Genomic DNA, 21545 nt, shown 5'->3' with positions numbered 1-21545 from the left:
AAAACATGAAAAAAATAGCATTAATCTTTGTCGGTATGATCGTTGTCCTGATTGCGTTCAGAAGCCGCTCTGGTTATAACAGCTTCATAAAGCCTGATAGGGAAGTTAAGCCAGAATGGAATCAATCAACGGTACAACACCAACGTCGCTCAGATCTGATCTCTAATTCGGCAGATACTGTAAAGGGGGCTGCTCCATTTGAACAAACTACTTTCACACAGGTAATCAAAACACGTTATGACGCGGTGCAGACTGATGCTGAGCATACTAAAATGATGGCAAAAAACAGCTCTAACCACACTTCCCAGTTTTGGACAACCTCAAGCACCAATTTGATTTCAATTTCATTTTGCTTAAACGGCCAGGTTTTGATGCTGAATTGATGAAATGATAAAAATCCTGAATTGATCGGCATATGCATATAGATGAACTTCTGTTTTGCTTTTCAGTAGTTTAAAGTAGCCATTACAGGTGAAATACAAATTGGGGGCTGACAGATTATCAGATCCCGGCAAAGACAAGACCTCGCCATGAATATTTTTCGACCTTTTTAGGCCGAATTGTAACAAAGGTATAGATTTTGAGTTCTAATGTGTAAATTACCCATATAAACCAAATGAAGAGAACTGGCGGAAGCCGGTGCTAAAAACTAAAAAATTAAAACATGAAAAAAATAGTATTAATCGTTGTCGGTATTATCGTTGTCCTGATTGCTTTCGGAAGCTGTTCTGGCTACAATAACTTAGTGAAACTTGACGAGGAAGTTAAGACAAAATGGAATCAGGTTGAGACACAATACCAACGTCGATCAGATCTGATCCCGAATCTGGTAAGTACAGTAAAAGGAGCTGCTAAATTTGAGCAGACTACATTAACGCAAGTAATCGAGGCACGTTCTAAAGCAAGTCAGATCACCGTTGATCCAAACAAACTGACTGCAGAAAACATTGAGAAATTCCAATCGGCACAAGGTGAGATCAGTCAGGCTTTAGGTCGCTTAATGGTATTGACAGAAAACTATCCGCAGCTGAGAGCTACAGACCAGTTCCGTGATCTTTCCGTTCAATTGGAAGGTACTGAAAACAGAATCGCTGTGGCACGTAAAGACTTTAACGAATCTGTACAAACTTTCAACACTAAAGTAAGGTCGTTCCCGAACAACATTACTGCAGGAATGTTTGGATTCAGCGTTAAAGCAGGCTTTAAAGCTGATGCAGGAGCACAAAATGCGCCTAAAGTTCAATTCTAATTGTCCATAATTCATAGGGTAAGGGTAACAATGGCTAACACTGTTGTTACCCTTATCTTTATTATAAAAAACTACTATGGCACTTTTCACAGAACAGGAACAGGAGCAGATTACCGCAGCCATTGCTGAGGCCGAAAAACTTACTTCAGGAGAAATCAGGATCGCTATTGATAAGCTTTGCCCTGGTGATGCCTATGAAAAAGCGACAAGCTATTTCTTCAAATTAAACATGGACAAGACGAAACAGCGCAATGGGGTATTGATTTACCTGGCGCATGTGGACCATAAGTTTGCGATCATCGGCGATAGAGGTATTGACCGCGCTGTGCCCCGTGATTTCTGGGAGACGGCACAGATAGCCATGAAAGCACATTTTGCAAGTGGCAATTTTGCCCTTGGTCTCATTGCCGGCATTCACCTTGCCGGAGAGAAACTGGCGATGTTCTTCCCTTTTGAGGGAGGCGACATCAATGAGCTGCCCAATGATATTGTATTTTTAGATCAGGAAAACAAGGATAAGCAATGAAAAATATACTAGTAGCTTTTTTGCTGACCTTAACTTTCGGTTTTGCACAGGCACAGGACTTTCCGGCGAAGCCGGATAAATTGGTTAATGATTATACCGGCACACTGACTGCTGCACAAATAGCGCAGTTGGAAAGTAAGTTGGTTGCCTTTGATGATTCGACATCCACACAGATTGCGGTGGCAGTTGTTAAAACTGTTGGCGACTACGACATCAACGAATATGCGCTCGAATTGGGCCGCAAATGGGGTGTTGGCAGTGGCAAGAAAAACAACGGGATCATGATCGTTGTGGCGCTTGGCGACCGTAAGATATCTATTCAGACTGGCTATGGATTGGAAGGCGCGTTGCCGGATATACAGACCAATAGAATCATCGAAAATGACATCAAGCCTTTCTTTAAAGCTGGCGACTATTACAGCGGCCTGGAAGCAGGTACCAATTCCATGATGCAACTGGTTAAAGGCGAATACAAGGGCGACGGACCGAGGAAACAAAACAATGTCAAAAGCGGCGCAGGCATCCCGATTGTAATTATCATCATTATTATCGTGATCATTCTGCTGCGCAGAGGCGGTGGTGGCGGCAGTCAGGTGATGGGCGGTCGCGGTGTTGCGAATGCCCTGTTCTGGAGCATGCTGTTTAGCGGAGGCGGTCGTGGTTCTGGTGGTGGCGGATTTGGCGGAGGCGGCAGTAGTGGCGGCGGAGGCGGTGGCTTCGGTGGTTTTGGCGGCGGAAGCTTCGGCGGAGGTGGCAGCAGCGGAAGCTGGTAATTAAGCAGAATACTCAAAATTAGATAGATACATGGAAATTGAAAAATGGGAGAAGCTTGGATCAAGATATCTCGTACAGGAAAAATGGGCTACACTGCGTGTAGACACCTGTAAATTGCAGAACGGTACCGTAAAGGACGATTATTATGTACTCGAATACCCGGATTGGGTAAACGCCGTTGCTGTTACCAAGGAAAACAAGGTGATTCTGGTACGTCAGTACCGTCATGCTGCCGACATCATCTCCCTGGAAGTTCCGGGAGGCGTAATAGATGGTGATGAATCACCTGAAACTGCAGTGCGCAGGGAGTTGCTGGAAGAAACAGGATACGTGTTCGACACATTAGAACAACTGGCAGTAATCTATCCAAACCCCGCCACGGCGAACAACAGAACCTTCATCTACTTTTTAACAGGTGGCGTAAAAACAAATGAGCAGTCGCTAGACGAACATGAGATCCTGAATGTTGAAGAGTACAGCATTGAAGAGGTGAAAGCCTTTCTACTGAACAATGAGATTGCACAGTCCCTACATACCACGGCCTTATTTTATGGCCTGCTGAAATTAGAGGCCCTGAAATAAAATTCAAGCATAAAAGAAAATCCCCTGCTGATGTTAATCGACAGGGGATTTTTTATGTAAAAGCTAACTTAGCTCATTTTTAACTTCTTCTGGATATCGTGTACGTATCCTTTGAATTTCTTATCGGTATCGATCAGATCTTCTACGGTCTGGCAAGCATAGATTACCGTTGAGTGATCCCTACCGCCAAAGAAAGCACCGATTGTTTTCAGTGAAGACTTGGTGTGGCTTTTTGAAAGATACATAGAGATCTGTCTTGCCTGTACAATTTCCCTTTTGCGGGTTTGTGATTTCACCATGTCTACTGGCACTTCGAAATACTCGCAAACCAATTTCTGGATAAACTCCATAGAGATCTCTTTGCTGGTATTTTTGATGAAGTTTTTCAGCATGCTTTTAGCCAAGGCTAAATCAATATCCTTCTTGTTCAATGTAGATTGTGCAAGCAGGGAAACCATTGCGCCTTCAAGCTCACGTACGTTGTTGTCAATGTTATGCGCAACGTATTCAACAACCTCTGCAGGCAGTTCAATACCATCAGCATACATCTTTTTGCGCAGAATAGCAATTCTGGTTTCCAGATCAGGGATCTGAAGATCTGCAGAAAGGCCCCATTTGAAACGACTCAACAAACGTTCTTCAAGACCAGCAAGGTCTTTAGGTGCTTTATCAGAAGACAGGATTACCTGTTTTCCCGATTGGTGTAAGTGATTAAAGATATGGAAAAAGATATCCTGAGTTTTCTCTTTTCCGGCGAAGTTATGCACATCATCCATGATGATGACATCCATTGCCTGGTAGAAATTCACGAAATCATTGATCGTATTGTTTTTCAGGGAATCCACAAACTGCTGGCAGAACTTCTCACAAGAAACATAGATCACCAGTTTATCCGGCATGTTTCTTTTGATCTCATTCCCGATAGCCTGTGCAAGGTGGGTTTTTCCTAGTCCAACGCCACCATAAATCATCAGTGGGTTAAAAGAGGTCCCTCCCGGTTTAGCGGCAACAGCAAAACCTGCAGAGCGTGCCAGCCTGTTGCAATCTCCCTCAATATAATTTTCGAAGGTATAGTTAGAGTTTAATTGCGGATCAACATTCAGTTTTTTAAGTCCCGGAATGATGAACGGGTTTTTAATGTCTTTGTTAATAGATACAGGGATCGGCATAGATTGAATCTTTGCTTCTGCCCCATTGCCATTTGATGGCATATTGGTAGTATACGGGTTTCCGCTGTTCGACGACTTGTCTACAACGATATTATATTCTAATCTTCCTTCATCCCCAAGTTGCTTTTTCACAGTCTTACGTAGCAGGCCCACATAGTGTTCTTCGAGCCATTCATAGAAGAATAAACTAGGAACCTGAATGGTTAAAACTTTACCTTCCAATTTAAGGGCAGAGATCGGTTCGAACCAAGTTTTGAAACTTTGGGTCGGGATGTTATCCTTTATAATTTGGAGACAGTTTTTCCATACTTCGGTACAAGTTTTTTCCATTGGTAATCTTTAATTTGTTGGTTTACAGTGACGATAGGAGCCTTCAAAACTGGCTCATTCGAGAGATCGAATATTCAAAAAATTATCAACATTTTAAACATAAATTTCAATTAATTCGTAAGTACTTAGCGGGCAGCTTTATACCCTACTTAACCTGAATTTTTTGTGTTGATAACTATTTATTAACATCCTATTTAATATTCTCCGAATACACTACGCAGTACATCAGCAATCTCGCCAAGAGTGGCATAATCCTCCACAGCGGTCAAAATAAAGGGCATAATGTTCGTTTCTGAGCTCGCAGCGGCCTTTAATTCTTTCAATGCTTTTTCCACAGCGGCGTTATTCCGTTCTGTTTTCAAGACACTAATCTGGTCTGACTGTATCTTACGGATGGATTCGTCAATCTGGAAAGCTTCCATCACCGTTTCGGCTTCCTGTGTGAATTTATTTACACCAACAAGAATGCGCGAAGCCTCCTCAATTTCGACCTGATATTGATATGCTGCCGCAGCAATTTCGTTTTGGATATATCCGGATTCTATCGCTTCGACAGAACCGCCCATTACGTCAATTTTATCAATGTAATCCTGAGCTGCACGCTCCATCTCATCGGTCAGATTTTCTACAAAAAATGAACCAGCCAAGGGATCTACGGTATCGGTAACACCACTCTCAAAAGCGATCACCTGCTGGGTGCGCAAAGCAATCTTTGCGGCGGCTTCTGTGGGTAACGATAAAGCCTCATCATAGCCATTGGTATGGAGTGATTGTGTTCCACCCAATACCGCAGCCATAGCCTGGTTGGTTACCCGGATTACATTATTGAGCGGCTGCTGTGCAGTCAGCGTAGATCCTCCTGTCTGGGTATGGAACCTGAGCATCTGTGCCTTCTCATCTGTGGCACCAAGCTCCTTCGTAATATGTGCCCACATCCTTCTCGCCGCTCTGAACTTGGCAATCTCTTCAAAGAAATTGTTGTGGCAGTTGAAGAAAAAGGACAGTCGCTTGGCAAAAACATTAATATCAAGTCCTTTTTCCAGTGCTGCCCTTAAATAAGCCTTACCATTTGCCAGCGTAAAAGCCAGCTCCTGCACAGCTGTTGACCCTGCTTCGCGGATATGGTATCCCGAAATGGAGATGGTATTCCATTTGGGCACTTCTTTACTGCAATACTCAAAGATATCGGTAATGATGCGCATGGACGGCTTGGGTGGGTATATATAGGTACCACGCGCGGCATATTCTTTTAATATATCATTCTGTATAGTACCCGAGATCTGTTTGAGGTCTGCGCCCTGCTTTTTTGCCAGGGCAATATACATTGCCAGTAATATCGATGCCGTGGCGTTGATGGTCATAGAGGTTGTAATTTTCTCCAGTTCTATCCCATCAAACAGCACCTCCATGTCTTTGAGTGAGTCTATGGCCACGCCTACTTTGCCTACTTCCCCTTCCGACATCTCATGATCTGAGTCGTACCCAATCTGGGTGGGCAGGTCAAACGCCACAGAAAGACCCATTGTTCCCTGATTTAGCAGGTAATGATAGCGTTTATTGGATTCGGCGGCAGTAGAAAATCCCGCATACTGGCGCATGGTCCATAACTTGCCGCGATACATATCTTTCTGAATTCCGCGGGTGAAAGGAAAACTACCCGGCATTTCTTTTTGCGGGTTCGACATGGTGTATACAGGCTTGATCTCAATGCCCGAACTGTTGACAATTTTCTTCTCGCTCATACTTAAAACATTTGGTGGATATCCTTTTTCAGGACTTCCAGTGTCAGCTCATAGGGATTATGTTCCATCCCTGCCAGGTGATTCAAGATCTTCCTGCTGAGCTCTGCACCGGTAGCATCCTGAGGCAAGGTACTCACTGCATTGTTTACCATTGCTATAGTATCCTCTTTTATTTTCTTGATCACCTTCCAGTTGTCGGTACTGATATATAACTGCTGCGTTACATTATGTTGGAACTCCGTACGGATTTCATGAAGGATCACCGCCTGCAAATCGCCTGCTGTAGCTCCCGGCTGATGCAGGCGAAGGAATAAGTTTGCCGGATTGATACGGTCGATAAAAACAACCAATCTTTCATGCGCCTGTAAACGTAGGGCCAGAAGCTGCTGCCGGTCACCAGTATCTTTTGGAGATTTTGATGCAGGCAGGTATTCGCTAAGCAAAGATTTGATCAGATAATGTGCACCGAGAACGATGATTAGGCCACCGATCGCTATAATGGCGGTTTGAATGATAAAATATTGTATGTTCATACGTTGGTTTATGTGTCAAAGATAAACTTAGTCTCCCTAATTCTCAGGATCCTGTCTTCAATAATTCTTTACGCTATTCTGACCTATCGGCCGATGAATAATATACGGATGAATCCATTTGTACGTATCTTTGTTGTAAGAAATGTGCTTTATATATATACTATATAGGCAGACATTCGTTAAATTAAAAAACAAATTTGGATATGATGCTGGCATTTATGCCATTATTAACATATCTGGGCTTAACAAATCATACATCATGAGTACTACAGTTGATACAACATTTGCACCCGTTAACTTTACCGAGAATGCCGTAAAGGAGTTAACAAAATTAAAAGATCAGCAGGAAATCTCTGACGATTTCGGACTGCGTGTTGGTGTTGAAGGTGGCGGTTGCGCAGGCATGAGCTACGTGCTTGGCTTCGATCAGCCCAAAGACGGAGATCAGACGTTCCTGATTGACGGCATTAAAGTTTTCATGAACAAAGCGCATCAGATGTACCTGATGGGGATGCAGGTTGACTGGCAGGATGGATTAAATTCCAGAGGCTTTACCTTCAGCAATCCAAATGCTGCGAGCTCATGTGGTTGTGGAACTAGTTTTTCTGTATAAATAGTTTTAATCTGTAACATTTAAAGAGGTCCTGTTGTCTTAACAACGGGACTTTTTTTTTAGGCCCCATTAGCCCTTTATTAATATCTCATGACTTATACAGAAAATGTCCGCCTTGCGCTGCAATCTATAAAAAGTAACCGCCTGCGTACCATGCTTACCGCATTGATCATCGCTATCGGTTTATCAGCATTGGTGGGCATCCTGACAACGCTTGACGCCGTTAAGAAGAGTATGACTGAGGCATTTTCAAGCATGGGTGCAAATTCGTTTACCATCAGAAACCGTGGTATCGGGATCCGGATTGGTGGCAATGGCAGCAGGCCGAAGCCTTTTAAATCTATCCGCTATGAGGACGCATTGGCGTTTAAAAACCAATTGCAAACCCCTGCAACAGTGGCCGTGAGTGTTTGGGCAAGTAATGGCGGCTCTACAGTAAAATATAATACAGAAAAAACAACACCTAATATTGGTGTGCAGGGAATTGATGAAAATGCTTTAGCAGCTCAGGGAATGGAACTGTCGTTAGGGCGTAACTTTAGTAAGCAGGAAACTGAAACAGGAACCAATGCCTGCATCATCGGAGATGAGATTAAGACCAAGCTCTTTAAAAATGAATCGCCATTGGATAAGGTCATTAGTGTAGGAAACAACCGTTTCAAGATTATCGGTGTTTTGGTTGCCAAAGGGTCAAGTATGGGATCTAATGCCGACCGCAGTGTATACGTACCCCTGTTAAAAGCGAAACTGATCAACCCAAATGCGAATCCTTCTTATACGATCACGGTGATGGTGCCAAGCAATGACTTGGTGGAGAACATCATTGGTGAATCAACTGCCGAGATGAGAAACATCCGCAAGCTCAAGATTACACAACCTAATAACTTCGAAATTGTAAAGAGTGATGCGGTAGCGCAGACTTTATTTGAAAACCTCGCTTTCATCGCCATTGGTGGGGTGGCTATCGGTATGATAACCCTTATCGGTGCCTCTATTGGTCTAATGAATATTATGCTGGTATCTGTTACTGAACGTACCCGCGAAATCGGGATCCGGAAAGCGATCGGCGCTACGCCTTCTATCATCAGGAAACAATTCCTGATTGAGGCAGTCGTGATCTGTTTAATGGGTGGCGCAATGGGTATTCTCTTCGGAATCGGACTGGGTAATGCGATATCGCTATTGATGGGCGGATCTTTCATCATCCCATGGAAGTTTATCATTGGTGGATTTGGACTTTGTGTACTTGTAGGGATTGCCTCTGGGTATTATCCTGCTAAGAAAGCTTCCAAGCTTGATCCTGTAGAGGCATTACGTTACGAATAATTACAGCAGACTTTTATTGAGCAGCCCTTCGGAGATCAGTTTTTGAACTCTGGGCAGCTCCAGGCTCTTTTTTAAAGCGGCCGCATGCTTTGGATGGTGCATATCGCTACCTATAAAATCCACGGCATTGTAATCTACAAGTTCCTCGGCCATCTTTCTGGCTTCGGGTCCATAATATCCGGTAAGTGCAATGGTGTTGATCTGCAGGTTGCAGCCCGAATCACGGATCTGCAGGTAATTTTCAATAGAACCGTAATAAGGATATCGCTCCGGATGTGCCAACACGGGCACGTAGCCTGCATCTTGAATCCGGTACAGCATATCTATCAGATTTTGTGGCGGGTTGATAAACGAGAGTTCAAACAAGACAAAGTTATTGCCGAATGTGAGCAGCTCTTTTTGATTGAGCTTTTTCTCAAAGGCTTCATCAACATAATATTCGGCGGCAGCCTGAACGTTCAGTGCACTGTTATTTTTTAATAAGGCTTCTTGTAAAGTATCGAGGGCGCGACCGATCGTTTCGGGGGTGTTCCGATAATAATCGGCCATGATATGAGGGGTAGCAACCAGCTTGGTAAATCCGAGATTACTAAAATGGCTGGCCAGTATGAGCGACTGATCAATGTTCTGCGCCCCGTCATCAATACCGGGTAAGATATGCGAGTGCATATCTACCCCTATATTGGCGAAGTTGATATCAACTTCCTTATTTTTATTTCCAAACCAACCGAACAAAACTACCTGCCCTGGTATTGGGTATCATAATAGGCCTGATAGTTACCAGAGGTAACATTCGTTAACCATTCTTCATTTTCAAGATACCATTCTACTGTTTTCTCCAGTCCTTCTTCAAACTGAAGGCTAGGCACCCAGTTTAATTTCTGCTGAAGTTTAGTAGAATCAATAGCATAACGTAAATCATGACCTGCACGATCAGTAACGAAGGTGATCAGTTTTGCTGATTCGCCAGCCTCACGACCGATTTTCTTGTCCATGATGTTACACAGCAAATGAATCAGGTCGATATTTTTCCATTCGTTATGTCCACCTATATTATAGGTTTCTCCCGTTTTAGCCTCATGGAAGATCACATCAATTGCTCTTGCATGGTCTTCAACCCAAAGCCAGTCGCGCACATTCTCTCCTTTACCATACACAGGAACAGGATTGTTATTTTTGATGTTGTTGATTGCCAAAGGAATCAGTTTCTCTGGAAAATGGTGTGAACCATAGTTGTTTGAGCAGTTAGAGATCACTACATCGATACCATAAGTATCATGATAAGCACGTACAAAATGGTCTGAACTTGCTTTAGATGCCGAATAAGGGCTATGTGGATCATAAGCTGTAGTTTCCGTAAACATGCCTGTTTCTCCTAATGCGCCATACACCTCATCTGTAGAAACATGGTAAAAGCGGTGGGCATCATAAGCACCTTTCCAATGCTCGCGGGCAGCATTCAACAGGTTTACAGTACCGATTACGTTGGTCATGACGAAAGCCGTAGGATCTGTAATAGAACGGTCTACATGAGATTCTGCTGCAAGGTGAATTACTGCATCAAATTTCTCTGAGGCAAACAAGTCATTCATGCTTTCAGCATCTGTAATATCAGCTTTTACAAAGCTATAGTTAGGCTTATCTTCAATATCCTTTAAATTAGCCAAATTACCTGCGTAAGTCAGCTTATCCAGGTTTACGATTGTATAATCCGGATAGTTATTTACAAACCTTCTCACAACATGAGAGCCAATAAAACCGGCTCCTCCGGTAATTAAAATCTTCTTCATTATCTATTTTCTATGTACAGTCTTCTTTTATCTATTGCCGGTCAAGTCCATTATATTTCTTCTGGAATGTCCAGCTCTTCGGCGGCTTTGGCAAGTTTCCCCTGATGTACCTTTTTGAGCAGTGGATTCAGCTGGTCTTTAAGATCAAACTGCAGGTCTTCGTGCAGCTTCTGATATTTCTTCCAAACGGACTGGGTGGTCTTTACAAAATAAACGACCAGTTTATCGTTGAACTTACTCAGCACCGAAAAAACCGACTCTTTATACACTACGGGCAGGAGGTTAAGCAGGTTAATACGCAGCTCTACCTCACTTTTCAGGTCTTTTGTCACCTTTGCATGGTGGTTAATCCGACCATTAAGTTTCCGCATCACTGCGGTAGTATCTTTTGAATTGTATTTACGGTTGGCAAGCAACTCAGCGATACCATGTTCTATCTCTTCCTGAAGATTGATCTGACGTTCTTCAAGGTCGGATTCATCTTCCAGAAGTTTAAAATGCAGGTGCTCTGTGAGCACCTTGTCTTTTGCGATCAGGCGGAGCAGCAACTTGTCTTTTTCCTTTGGCGGAATGGCAACAATTGCAGCTTTAAGCTCCCGATGTGCACTTAACAGCATTAAAATGGATTTTCTTTTAAATATTTCTCCCAGTTCCAGGCAGAGCGCATCATCTCGCTGAGGTCTAATGCTGCTGTCCAGCCTAGTCCTTCAGCTGATTTCGTTACATCGCCATATACCTGCTCAACATCACCTTCCCTGCGTGGGCCGATTGCGTAATTTAACTTTTCGCCAGTCGAGCTTTCAAAAGCCTGAATCACTTCCAATACCGAAGACCCTTTTCCTGTACCCAGGTTAAATACTTCGTAATTGGATGCCGCAGCCTTGCTTTCCAATCTCTTAATTGCCGCAACATGTGCTTTGGCAAGATCTACCACATGGATATAATCGCGGATAGCACTACCATCAGGCGTATTGTAGTCGGCACCATGAACAGTAATTGCACCACGTTTACCTATGGCCGATTGTGTGATGAAAGGCACCAGGTTTTGCGGCACGCCAATTGGCAACTCGCCGATTAAAGCAGATTCATGTGCTCCAACAGGGTTGAAATACCGCAATGAGGTAACAAATAACTCCGGACTTACCGCACAGGTTTCTGTCAGGATCTCTTCTGCAATCTGTTTGGTATTGCCGTAAGGAGATTCTGCTTTTTTAACAGCAGCGCTTTCAGTTACAGGCAGCGTATCCGGTTGTCCGTATACAGTACAAGAAGAAGAAAATACAAAATCAATCTTACTATCAAATGCATTAAGCAGGTTGATTAGCGAGAAGAAGTTGTTTTTGTAATATTTCAAAGGATGCTGAACCGACTCCCCTACAGCTTTATAGGCAGCAAAATGGATGACGCCGGTAATCTCCGGATGTGCAGCTACAAAAGCTTTTACTTTTGCTTCTTCACAGAGATCAAGCTCTTCGAATTCAAACTTTTTTCCTGTGATCACTTCCAGCTGATCCAGGATCTTAGGACTTGAGTTGGCAAAGTTATCGACAAGAATCACTTCGTGGCCTGCATTGTGCAATTCTACTACAGTGTGGGAACCAATAAAACCTGTTCCACCGGTTACTAATATTTTAGCCATCTATTTGTTATAGGTCGTGAAATCCTTGTGATCGTTGTTGATAAGTGCTTCTTCAGGAAGAGATTTAAAATATTCGTAGGTAATTTTCAATCCTTCTGCGCGACTAACTTTAGGTTCCCAGCCCAGTATTTCTCTGGCTTTAGTGATATCTGGTCTTCTCTGTTTAGGATCATCTACAGGCAGGTCTCTTAATACCAGTTTCTGAGAAGTTCCTGTTAGTTTGATAATTTCTTCACCAAATTGTTTGATGGTGATTTCATCAGGATTCCCAATATTCATCGGCTGTGCGTAATCGCTTAGCAATAAACGGTAGATGCCTTCAACAAGATCGTCTACATAGCAGAAAGAGCGTGTTTGTGATCCATCACCGAATACAGTAAGGTCTTCACCACGTAGGGCTTGTCCGATAAATGCAGGCAATACACGTCCGTCATTCAGGCGCATTCTTGGTCCGTAGGTATTAAAGATCCTCACGATTCTGGTTTCCAGACCGTGGAAAGTATGGTAAGCCATAGTCATCGCTTCCTGGAAACGTTTAGCCTCATCATATACACCTCTTGGCCCTACCGGGTTAACATTACCCCAGTATTCTTCTGGTTGCGGGTTAACATTCGGGTCTCCATATACCTCAGAAGTAGAGGCAATGATCATCCTTGCGCCTTTGTTCTTAGCCAGGCCAAGCAGGTTGTGTGTTCCCAAAGAACCTACCTTTAAAGTCTGGATAGGAATTTTCAGGTAATCAATAGGGCTTGCAGGAGATGCAAAATGCAGGATATAATCCAGTTTGCCCGGTACGTAAACAAATTTAGAAACATCGTGGTGGGCAAACTCAAATTGCTCCAACTTAAACAGATGCTCAATATTTTTCAGGTCACCTGTAATCAGGTTGTCCATGGCAATTACGTGGTACCCTTCGGCGATAAATCTGTCGCACAAATGCGATCCCAAAAATCCGGCGGCACCGGTAATTAATACTCTTTTACGTTCCATTCTAATTAATTTACCAGTTTACGTCTTTAAAATTATGTTATACCTTCAGGAAGTGTACACAACAAGCCGCTGCCCGTTAAAAATTACACTGTCCATTAGGATTTGTAGCTCCTTCTATCCCTTTTAAAACCCTGATTCGGCTTGATTTTCTCCCCTTTCAGATTTTATAAAGTATCTTCGGCTAAGATAATAAATAAACATACAAAATGCTTTGGCTTTATAATTTTGGTATTTTCTTTTACGGGCTGATAATCAGGATATTTTCACTTTTCAATCCTAAAGCACGCTTTTTTCTAAATGGGAGGAAAAACATCTTTGAGCAAATCGGCAACAGGATAAATAAGAACGAGAAGCATATCTGGTTTCATTTTGCTTCACTTGGCGAATTTGAACAGGGACGCTCGGTGCTGGAAAAAATTAAGGCCGAATATCCTGACAAAAAGATTGTACTTACTTTTTTCTCTCCTTCGGGATACGAGATCAGAAAAGATTATGCCCTTGCCGAAGCAGTTTTCTATTTACCCTTAGATACACACAGCAACGCAGGGAAGCTAATTGATGCTTTTAACCCTGAGCTTGCCGTTTTCACCAAATACGAGTACTGGCACCACTACTTTAAGGCGCTGGATCAGGCAAAGGTGCCGTTATTTATTATATCTGGCATTTTCAGGCCTGATCAGGTTTACTTTAAAGGGTATGGGCAGTTCTACAGAAATATTCTGAAGCGGGTAACACATTTCTTTGTGCAGAATGAAGAAAGCAAAAAGCTACTTGCAGCCATCGGAATCAATCAGGTAAGCATTGCCGGCGATACAAGGTTTGACCGCGTTGTAGCAAATGCCGCAGCACCTAAATCAATTCCTGTGATCGCGGCCTTTAGCAAAAACCACCGGATATGTGTTGCCGGAAGTAGCTGGCTTGCCGATGAGCGGCTGTTGGCTACACTTCCTGAGGCACATCAGGACTGGAAATTTATCATTGTTCCACATGAGACCGATGAGAAGCGCATTGCAGAAGTATCTGCGCTTTTCCCTGGCGCTGCTCGTTTTAGCAGCTTTACCGAAAGTCAGCAGAACGCTCAGGTGCTGATCATTGATAGTGTTGGCATGCTTTCAGCATTATATCAGTATGCCGATATTGCCTATATCGGTGGCGGCTTTGGTGTAGGCATTCATAACACGCTGGAGGCCGCGGCTTTCGGGATTCCTGTTATCTTTGGGCCTAACTATCAAAAGTTCCAGGAAGCAAAAGACCTGTTAAACAGAAAAGCTGCTTTAAGCATCAGTACAGCTACTGAGCTTAAAACAGCTTTTGATAGGTTAACCGAAGACCCTAAATCAGGTCAATCTGCCGGCACCTATGTTACTGAAAGCAAAGGCGCCACAGACCTGATTTATTCGGCCATCAGGCGGTATTTATCTTAGTTTTTAACCATCCCTACGATGGCTTCAATCCATTTTGGATGGTCGTTAAGGCTGGACACCAGTTGGACTTCTTCGCCCCCAAGTTTCTTAAATTCTTCGCCATACTCAACAGTAACCTCGTACAAAGTTTCGAGGCAATCGGCCACAAATGCCGGACAGAATACCAGGAGTCTTTTCTTCCCTTGCGCAGCAAGGTCTTTAAGCACTTCGCTGGTATACGGCTGCACCCATGGCTCTTTCCCTAATCTGGATTGGAAACACACAGAATATTGAGCATCAGGGATATTCAATTCTGCTGCGATCAGCTTTGCTGTATGGTGGCACTGGGCGGAGTAACAGAATTTGTTCACATCCGTTAATGTTGAACAGCAGTCTGCACTTTTAAGACAGTGGTGCCCCGAGTGGTCACATTTCTTTAACTGCCGTTCTGGCAATCCATGGAAACTAAACAAGATCTGGTCGTAAGATGATGGATCATATTTACGGGCATTATCTGCAAAAGTCTCTATCAGCAATTTATTATCATGAAAAGAATTGACAAAACTGATTGGCGGTACTGTTTGCCATTTACCCACAATCTCCATTACTTTCTGTATTACCGAACCGGTACTTGCAGAAGCGTATTGTGGAAACAAAGGGATTACCTGAATACTTTCCACCAATCTGGCTTTCATATTATCTAATGCCGACTGGATGGATGGGCTTTGGTAGCGCATGGCCAGTTCCACATGGTACTCGTCACCAAGTTGTTCCTGCACCATAGCGGCCTGGATTTTACTGTAGTACAATAACGGAGAACCGTTCTCGTCCCAGATTTCTTTGTATAATTTTGCGGTCTTCGGACTTCTGAAGGGTACAATTATCCCTTTCACCAGTAGCGTCCTGTTGAATGCGGGGATATCGATAACCCGCTCATCCATTAAAAATTCGTCCAGATATTTTCGTACATCAGGCACTTCCGGGCTATCCGGAGTTCCCAAATTCACTAACAATACACCCTTTTTACCCATAATATAGTTATGGCAAATCCCTTTTGGGAGATGCCTTATGTTTTTTAAAAATAAGTTAAAATTGCTCTAGTTTTTGCTTAACCTGCTCCATCAACCACATTGGTGTAGAGGTAGCTCCGCAAATGCCGACTTTATCGTTGGTATTGAACCAGCTTAAATCCAGCTCTTCCACATTAGAGATAAAATAAGAATCGTCATTGTATTTTTTGCAGACATCGTACAAGACCTTTCCGTTAGAAGATTTCTTACCCGATACAAAAATGATCTTGTCGTAGTCAGCAACAAATTTCTCCAGGTCTTCGTACCTGTTGGATACCTGACGACAAATGGTATCATTTGCCTTAACGTCGTACCCTCTTTTAATAAACTCTTCTTTGATACCGTAGAATTTATCAGTGCTTTTTGTAGTCTGACTGTAGAGTGTAAATTTAGCAGGCAGCTCCACACCATCCAGCTCTGCAAGATCCTGGAATACCAGTGCATTTCCATCAGTCTGCCCTTGCAGGCCAATTACTTCAGCGTGCCCATGCTTACCAAAGATCAGGATCTGCTCTTTCTCATCATACGAGTTTTTGATACGGTTTTGCAGTTTTAAAACTACAGGGCAGGAAGCATCGATCAGGATCAGTTCGTTCTCCAGCGCAAGCTGATAGGTTGATGGCGCTTCTCCATGTGCACGGATCAATACTTTTTCACGACGAAGTTCTTTAAGTTGATCATGGTCAATGATACGAAGGCCTCTGGATGTTAAGCGTTTTACTTCCTCATCGTTATGCACAATATCTCCTAAGCAATACAGGTACTCATCCTGATCCAGGATATCTTCGGCCATGTCAATCGCGTATACTACGCCGAAACAAAAGCCCGATGACTTATCGATGGTAACAGATAGATTGTATTCCATAGTGTTGATTAGGTATATGTCTGCAAATTTACATAAAAAGCATTCATTTTTTTAACGCTTATGTTGACCTCTTGTCAATAATTGTTTACTGATGGCGCGCATAAGCAATACGCCAAGCATCACCATTTGCAATGGATGCAACAACAGGTTTCTGACTGGATGCTGTGCCGTCAAAAAAGATACCATTACCCGGGTAAGAAAAATGAGTCCGGCAGGCAGGATCAGCAGATATGGATCTACGCCAAAACCGATGATGATTGGCCCGGCCACCACAAGGAACACATATAAAATTGCTGAAAGGAGGTTGCCTGCCATATTGCGTTTAAAAACTGACGTAGCGTTGTTTAAAATACGTTCCCGGTCTTGACCATTGGTGCTCCAAGCCATTTTATTTGCCAACAATACCTCTACCGGGAATGCCAAAGTACTATAATTTTCAAATGCCGCTGCTTTAAAGAAAAGGCAGTCTTTGCGCAGGCCCACCAAGGTTACGCCCTTCAACATTTTGATCACCCGCAGGGGGATCAGATTAAGCAATACGAAATCCTGTAAGGGCAGTAGGAGTTTCTGGAGTATCCCTTTGGGATTTTGGTTGGGGATAATGGCTATTACCGGTTGGTTAAACACCTCTGCCCGGTAAATGAGGCTGTAGATAAATCCTTTCTGAATGGTAGTATTGGAATCTAGCAGTAGCATATAATCACCATTGGCATAGGGTGCCAGCAGACTTACATCCGTATTTGCCTCCGGCTGTGCTACAAAACGGAGTTGTGGATCCGACAGCGCGGGATCTGTTAAGTCGAGCCCGGCATGACTGATAATAATTTCCAGGTTGCGATAATCCTGTTGCCTTAAAGCCTCTAAAAGATTGAGCAGGTTACTTTCTTCATTTTTGACCTGGATAACTACCGATACGAGTCCATCCAGCCGTTGCCTGAAATGTGGAAGCTTGGGGTTGGACAGAAAATTAAACAGAGTAACGGAGAAGCGGATAACCAGGAAAAAGAGTACGACGTAGGTAAATATGATCATACGATAATTTTGGTTTGCTCTTTAAGTGTTTTCGTGTAATGTTTGTTGTACTCGCTTTTGAGCAGTTGCAGGCTTACATATTCTTCAGCCTCCCAGCACTGCAGGGCTGTTTTTATCCGGGGCTTCCGACTGGCAAAGTAATCTGCGAAGGTAGCAGCAAAGATAATCTTAAAGTTTTTCTGCGAGGCGTTGACGACCTGCATCACCCCTTTTTCGAAATTTACTGCTGTAACATGTGCAGAGTATAGTTTGCCCTGAGGGAAAAGTAGTACAAGATTTTCCGGGTTGTCCAGCAACTGCCCGGCATAGCGCAAGGTTGCTACGGTATCTTTTCCTGTAGATGATGGAGAAAAGGCACCGAGATATTTCAGGAACCAGCGTTTCTCAAAATCCGTTTGTCCTACGAGGATATGGAAGTTTTTCTTGAGCACCAGCCTGTTGAGTTGAAAAAGCAATAAGCCGTCCCACCAGCTAAAGTGATTGGCAAGAAGCAGGATAGCTTCATCCTCAGCTACGCTGATCTCATCGTAGGTATAGCCACTAAAATCCCTTCGGATAAGGTATCCGGTATACCAGGAAAAGAACTGCTGGATAATAGGACTTTTGCGGGACAGGTGCATCCCTCTAAAATGCAAAAAATCAGTTGCAAAACAAAGTTTAACTCAAATAAACCGAGTCGGCCTCCCCTTCAACATCCATCACCACATCTACATGTTCTTTCAGTACCGTTGCCATTTGCAGGCCAACAAAGTCTGTCGCTATGGGAAAGATTTTATGGCTACGGTCTACCAGCACTACCGTCCTGATCTTTTTATGTGGCGTATTCAGAAACACACCTAATCCATAGGCCAGCGTCTTGCCGCTGTTCAGCACATCGTCGACCAGGATGATCACTTTATTTTTCCACTTACTTTCGTCCAGATCAGTACTGGCAACCAGTTTACTGTTCTGTTTCTCAAGGTCTACACGGAGCATGGTTACTTTAAGCGTCGAAATCTCTGTAAGCACTTTCTGCAGGCGCAGGGCCAATTTGTATCCCCTGTCCCAGATTCCAGCCAGAATAATTTCCTTTTCGTTAAGGTTATCTTCCAGGATCTGGTAGGCAATTCGGTTGATCTTTTGCTGGATCTGCGTGTGATCGAGAATAAGTAATTGGGATTCTGCCATTATGCTTTTGTTTACTGCAAAAAGAACGATTTTACGGTTCATAATCAAATATCTGATAAATATTTTCGATTTAGTGCAACGTTTGGGATGGTGTCTGCGTCTTACTATCAAACTTAAACCCAAACAAAATGAAATCAGCATCCCTACACAGAACTTTCCTTTGCCTTGTTGCAGGATTAACATTTGCTGTTAGTGCCCATGCGCAGACAACAAAAAATATAGCAGTAAACAATTTTTCAGGTATCTCGATATCGAGTGGCATTGATCTTTATATCAGCCAAACGGGCACTGAAAGCGTAAAGCTTGTTGGCGATGAGGATCTGATCGATAACATCGCTGTTGAAAAAGATGGAAGCAGCATCAGGATCAGATATAAAGAAGGCTTCAGATGGACAAACCTCTTCAGCAAAAAGACTGTGAAAGCCTATGTTACCTTAAAGGAATTAAAAGAATTAAATGCGAGTGGCGGATCGGATGTGTATTCACAAAACACGATTAAATCAACCCAGATGGAGATTCACGCTTCCGGCGGATCTGATATTAAGCTGAGCCTGGTATGTAATGATATCGCGATCCATTCCAGTGGCGGATCAGACATCAGCCTTACCGGCAGTGCATCAAACATGACATTAAGCACTAGTGGTGGATCAGATGTAAATGCATTGAACTTTCCTGTAGACTATGCCAAGGTATCTGCAAGTGGTGGATCGGATGCTAATGTCCATGTAAACAAAGCACTTGAAGCAAGCGCAAGCGGTGGTAGTGATGTGCACTATAAAGGCAATGCATCTTATAAAAAGACTTCATCTTCCAAAAGTGGAGATGTAACGAGAATAAAGTAGAATTAGGTTACTTTAGTTTTTAGTTGTATCCCTGTCAGCGATGGATGTCATGACAGGGATTTTTTATGTCTTTATTTTCTTGGCTTGTACGGGTAGTAAATGAAATTTGCCCCTTCAGGAACAATCACAAACACGCACATAAAATCTTCGGGCTTTTTATAGCTTTTAAGAAACAGCGCCTTTTTCTCCGGATTGATAATGCCTTTTTCAACAAATTCTTCCAGTGTTGAGGCCTGGATAGTCCAGTTGGTATTCAGCTCTTCCCTATTCAGGATCAGCTCACCAATGCTCACCACATGCTGATGTGCGATAAAAATCGGGTTGGCAGAGATGCCTTCCACCATAATCTCGATACCCACTTCGCGGATAGAATCTGCATACAGTTCGAGATCCTTCTCCAGACTTACCAGCGGACTTTGTTTTGCTTCTTTTTTTTCTCCCTCAGGTTCCTGAGGCAATAATTCTTCTATATCCATTTCAGACTAATCAACATGTAATTTCAGTAATACCACATTTTCCACGTGCTGGGTATGCGGGAACATATCCACCGGTTTAATGCGTACTACATCATATTTCTCTTTTAATAAAGCAAGATCTCTGGCTTGTGTAGCGGCATTGCAGCTTACATAAACTATTTTCTCTGCTTCCATTTCCAACAGTCGCGCTACAACATCAGCATGCATACCCGCACGTGGCGGATCGGTAATCACAACATCAGGCTTACCATGCTCGGCTATGAACGTACCGGTAAGGATATCTTTCATATCGCCTGCATAGAACAAAGTATTTTCGATACCATTCAGTTCGGCATTAAACTTAGCATCCTCGATTGCTGTAGGCACATACTCAATTCCTACTACCTGCTTTACACTGCCCGCAACAAAGTTGGCAATTGTTCCGGCCCCGGTGTATAAGTCGTATACCAGTTCGTCTCCAGTTAAACCAGCAAACTCCTTGGTAATTTTATACAACTCGTGCGCCTGCAGGGAGTTGGTCTGGTAAAATGATTTTGCACCGATCTTAAACTTCAACCCATTCATCTCTTCGAAGATATAGTCTCTGCCAGACCAGGTTATTATTTCCTGATCAAAGATGGTATCATTTTTCTTTTGGTTGATAATGTATTGCAAAGAGGTAACCTCAGGGAATTCTGTCTGCAAATAGGCCATCATCTCATCTACCTGTTCCTGTTCTATATAGGCAAAAACGACAACAACCATAACCTCACCGGTTGATGAAGTACGGATGATCAGGTTTCTGAGGTTTCCTTCATGATTTCTTAAATCATAGAAAGTAAGTCCTTTTCTAAGCGCGTAATTGCGGACCTGATTCCTTAAGGTATTTGAAGGCTCTGCCTGAAGATAACAATGCTGGATATCCAGAATCTTATCAAAGCGCAGGGGAACGTGAAAACCAAGGGCATTCATCTCCAGATTTTCACTGTCGCCCATATCCTGCTGGTTTAACCAACGCTTATTGGAAAAGGTATATTCTAGTTTATTTCTGTAGTATTTGTTTTCAGCGGAGCCAAGAATAGGTTCCATGGCTGAAGTATCTATTTTTGCCAATCGCTGTAAAGCAGCTTCTACACTCTTCTGCTTAAAGGTAAGCTGTGCATCATACTGCATGTGCTGCCATTTGCAGCCACCGCAAGTACCGAAGTGCTGACAAAAGGGGTCTGTTCTCAGGTCTGAGCCTGTGTGCAGGGTTTCAATTACAGCCTCTGCAAAATTCTTTTTCTTCTTTACAATGCGGACATCCACCACATCGCCCGGAACTGCCTTTTCTACAAAAACAACAAGTTCGTCAGACTTGGCAACACCTTTGCCTTCCTCGGCAATATCAATAATACTTAAGTTAGGAAGGATGGTTACCGTTCCGGCTTTTCTATTTCTACTCATTA

Annotated in this window: 24 protein-coding genes; 9 read left to right on the top strand and 15 right to left on the bottom strand. The window is 43.1% G+C overall.

The annotated features are described in order from the left end of the window. Positions 1-5: 5 nt before the first annotated feature. The 5 genes from CLV32_RS21240 (at position 6) to CLV32_RS21220 (ending at position 3131) form a co-directional block, all read left to right on the top strand. On the top strand, positions 6-383 hold the full coding sequence (locus tag CLV32_RS21240) for a LemA family protein (RefSeq protein ID WP_166642000.1): 378 nt from the start codon (positions 6-8) through the stop codon (positions 381-383). A 281-nt stretch (positions 384-664) separates the two neighbouring features. Continuing rightward, positions 665-1249: a LemA family protein gene (locus CLV32_RS21235; protein WP_133558966.1), complete on the top strand. Its 585-nt coding sequence runs from the start codon at positions 665-667 to the stop codon at positions 1247-1249. 76 nt (positions 1250-1325) lie between these two features. After that, positions 1326-1775, top strand: a complete 450-nt coding sequence (locus tag CLV32_RS21230; RefSeq protein WP_133558965.1) for a TPM domain-containing protein — start codon at positions 1326-1328, stop codon at positions 1773-1775. Then, positions 1772-2548, top strand: a complete 777-nt coding sequence (locus tag CLV32_RS21225; protein ID WP_133558964.1) for a TPM domain-containing protein — start codon at positions 1772-1774, stop codon at positions 2546-2548. The genes CLV32_RS21230 and CLV32_RS21225 overlap by 4 nt, the downstream gene beginning before the upstream one ends. Positions 2549-2579: 31 nt before the next feature. Next, complete coding sequence (locus CLV32_RS21220; RefSeq protein WP_208111066.1) at positions 2580-3131, top strand: NUDIX hydrolase; 552 nt, start codon at positions 2580-2582, stop codon at positions 3129-3131. A gap of 68 nt (positions 3132-3199) precedes the next feature. On the opposite strand, the gene dnaA is transcribed toward CLV32_RS21220, so the two are convergent. From dnaA to CLV32_RS21205, 3 genes are all read right to left on the bottom strand, one after another. After that, positions 3200-4630, bottom strand: coding sequence for a chromosomal replication initiator protein DnaA (dnaA, locus tag CLV32_RS21215; protein WP_133558963.1), 1431 nt, complete (start codon positions 4628-4630; stop codon positions 3200-3202). A gap of 194 nt (positions 4631-4824) precedes the next feature. Beyond that, positions 4825-6372, bottom strand: coding sequence for an acyl-CoA mutase large subunit family protein (locus tag CLV32_RS21210; RefSeq protein ID WP_133558962.1), 1548 nt, complete (start codon positions 6370-6372; stop codon positions 4825-4827). 2 nt (positions 6373-6374) lie between these two features. Continuing rightward, positions 6375-6905, bottom strand: a complete 531-nt coding sequence (locus CLV32_RS21205) for a DUF7935 family protein (RefSeq protein WP_133558961.1) — start codon at positions 6903-6905, stop codon at positions 6375-6377. Positions 6906-7164: 259 nt separating this feature from the next. On the opposite strand from CLV32_RS21205, the gene CLV32_RS21200 reads away from it, so the two are divergent. Continuing rightward, the gene (locus tag CLV32_RS21200; protein WP_133558960.1) at positions 7165-7518 is read left to right on the top strand and encodes a HesB/IscA family protein; all 354 of its coding nucleotides are present in this window, start codon (positions 7165-7167) and stop codon (positions 7516-7518) included. A gap of 90 nt (positions 7519-7608) precedes the next feature. Further along, a complete protein-coding gene (locus CLV32_RS21195) occupies positions 7609-8844 on the top strand; it encodes an ABC transporter permease (RefSeq protein ID WP_133558959.1) in 1236 nt (411 codons plus the stop codon). Here CLV32_RS21195 and CLV32_RS21190 read toward each other — a convergent pair whose 3' ends face one another. Genes CLV32_RS21190 through CLV32_RS21170 form a run of 5 tightly spaced genes read right to left on the bottom strand, consistent with a single transcriptional unit; the run spans position 8845 to position 13263 of the window. Beyond that, complete coding sequence (locus CLV32_RS21190; protein ID WP_133558958.1) at positions 8845-9579, bottom strand: tyrosine-protein phosphatase; 735 nt, start codon at positions 9577-9579, stop codon at positions 8845-8847. 2 nt (positions 9580-9581) lie between these two features. Continuing rightward, positions 9582-10634, bottom strand: coding sequence for a dTDP-glucose 4,6-dehydratase (rfbB, locus tag CLV32_RS21185; protein ID WP_133558957.1), 1053 nt, complete (start codon positions 10632-10634; stop codon positions 9582-9584). 50 nt (positions 10635-10684) lie between these two features. After that, complete coding sequence (locus CLV32_RS21180) at positions 10685-11251, bottom strand: hypothetical protein (RefSeq protein WP_133558956.1); 567 nt, start codon at positions 11249-11251, stop codon at positions 10685-10687. After that, positions 11251-12273 (bottom strand): UDP-glucose 4-epimerase GalE, encoded by a 1023-nt coding sequence (galE, locus tag CLV32_RS21175; RefSeq protein WP_133558955.1) that lies wholly within the window; start codon positions 12271-12273, stop codon positions 11251-11253. The genes CLV32_RS21180 and galE overlap by 1 nt, the downstream gene beginning before the upstream one ends. After that, complete coding sequence (locus tag CLV32_RS21170) at positions 12274-13263, bottom strand: UDP-glucuronic acid decarboxylase family protein (protein ID WP_133558954.1); 990 nt, start codon at positions 13261-13263, stop codon at positions 12274-12276. Between the two features lie 206 nt (positions 13264-13469). Here CLV32_RS21170 and CLV32_RS21165 point away from each other — a divergent pair, with 206 nt between their 5' ends. Further along, positions 13470-14687, top strand: a complete 1218-nt coding sequence (locus tag CLV32_RS21165) for a 3-deoxy-D-manno-octulosonic acid transferase (RefSeq protein ID WP_133558953.1) — start codon at positions 13470-13472, stop codon at positions 14685-14687. On the opposite strand, the gene hemH is transcribed toward CLV32_RS21165, so the two are convergent. Genes hemH through CLV32_RS21140 form a run of 5 tightly spaced genes read right to left on the bottom strand, consistent with a single transcriptional unit; the run spans position 14684 to position 18800 of the window. After that, the gene (gene hemH, locus CLV32_RS21160) at positions 14684-15697 is read right to left on the bottom strand and encodes a ferrochelatase (protein WP_133558952.1); all 1014 of its coding nucleotides are present in this window, start codon (positions 15695-15697) and stop codon (positions 14684-14686) included. The genes CLV32_RS21165 and hemH overlap by 4 nt on opposite strands. Positions 15698-15752: 55 nt before the next feature. Further along, positions 15753-16601, bottom strand: a complete 849-nt coding sequence (locus CLV32_RS21155) for a 4-hydroxy-3-methylbut-2-enyl diphosphate reductase (protein WP_133558951.1) — start codon at positions 16599-16601, stop codon at positions 15753-15755. A gap of 51 nt (positions 16602-16652) precedes the next feature. Continuing rightward, positions 16653-17633, bottom strand: coding sequence for a glycosyltransferase family 2 protein (locus CLV32_RS21150; protein ID WP_133558950.1), 981 nt, complete (start codon positions 17631-17633; stop codon positions 16653-16655). Beyond that, positions 17630-18268, bottom strand: a complete 639-nt coding sequence (locus CLV32_RS21145) for a 1-acyl-sn-glycerol-3-phosphate acyltransferase (RefSeq protein WP_243732378.1) — start codon at positions 18266-18268, stop codon at positions 17630-17632. Before CLV32_RS21145 ends, CLV32_RS21150 begins: the two co-directional genes overlap by 4 nt. Before the next feature lie 22 nt (positions 18269-18290). Beyond that, positions 18291-18800, bottom strand: a complete 510-nt coding sequence (locus CLV32_RS21140) for a phosphoribosyltransferase family protein (protein ID WP_133558949.1) — start codon at positions 18798-18800, stop codon at positions 18291-18293. Positions 18801-18928: 128 nt separating this feature from the next. On the opposite strand from CLV32_RS21140, the gene CLV32_RS21135 reads away from it, so the two are divergent. Continuing rightward, complete coding sequence (locus CLV32_RS21135; RefSeq protein ID WP_133558948.1) at positions 18929-19642, top strand: head GIN domain-containing protein; 714 nt, start codon at positions 18929-18931, stop codon at positions 19640-19642. 71 nt (positions 19643-19713) lie between these two features. Here the strand turns inward: CLV32_RS21135 and CLV32_RS21130 are convergent, their stop codons facing one another. Both CLV32_RS21130 and rlmD read right to left on the bottom strand, forming a co-directional pair. Further along, positions 19714-20118: a hypothetical protein gene (locus tag CLV32_RS21130; RefSeq protein ID WP_133558947.1), complete on the bottom strand. Its 405-nt coding sequence runs from the start codon at positions 20116-20118 to the stop codon at positions 19714-19716. A gap of 6 nt (positions 20119-20124) precedes the next feature. Next, positions 20125-21543, bottom strand: coding sequence for a 23S rRNA (uracil(1939)-C(5))-methyltransferase RlmD (gene rlmD, locus CLV32_RS21125; RefSeq protein WP_133558946.1), 1419 nt, complete (start codon positions 21541-21543; stop codon positions 20125-20127). Positions 21544-21545 lie beyond the last annotated feature (2 nt).

Source organism: Pedobacter duraquae, assembly GCF_004362245.1.
In the GTDB taxonomy this organism is placed as follows: domain Bacteria; phylum Bacteroidota; class Bacteroidia; order Sphingobacteriales; family Sphingobacteriaceae; genus Pedobacter; species Pedobacter duraquae.
The sequence above is the reverse complement of the archived record's forward strand: the minus strand, read 5'-3'. Positions and strand labels throughout refer to the sequence as shown.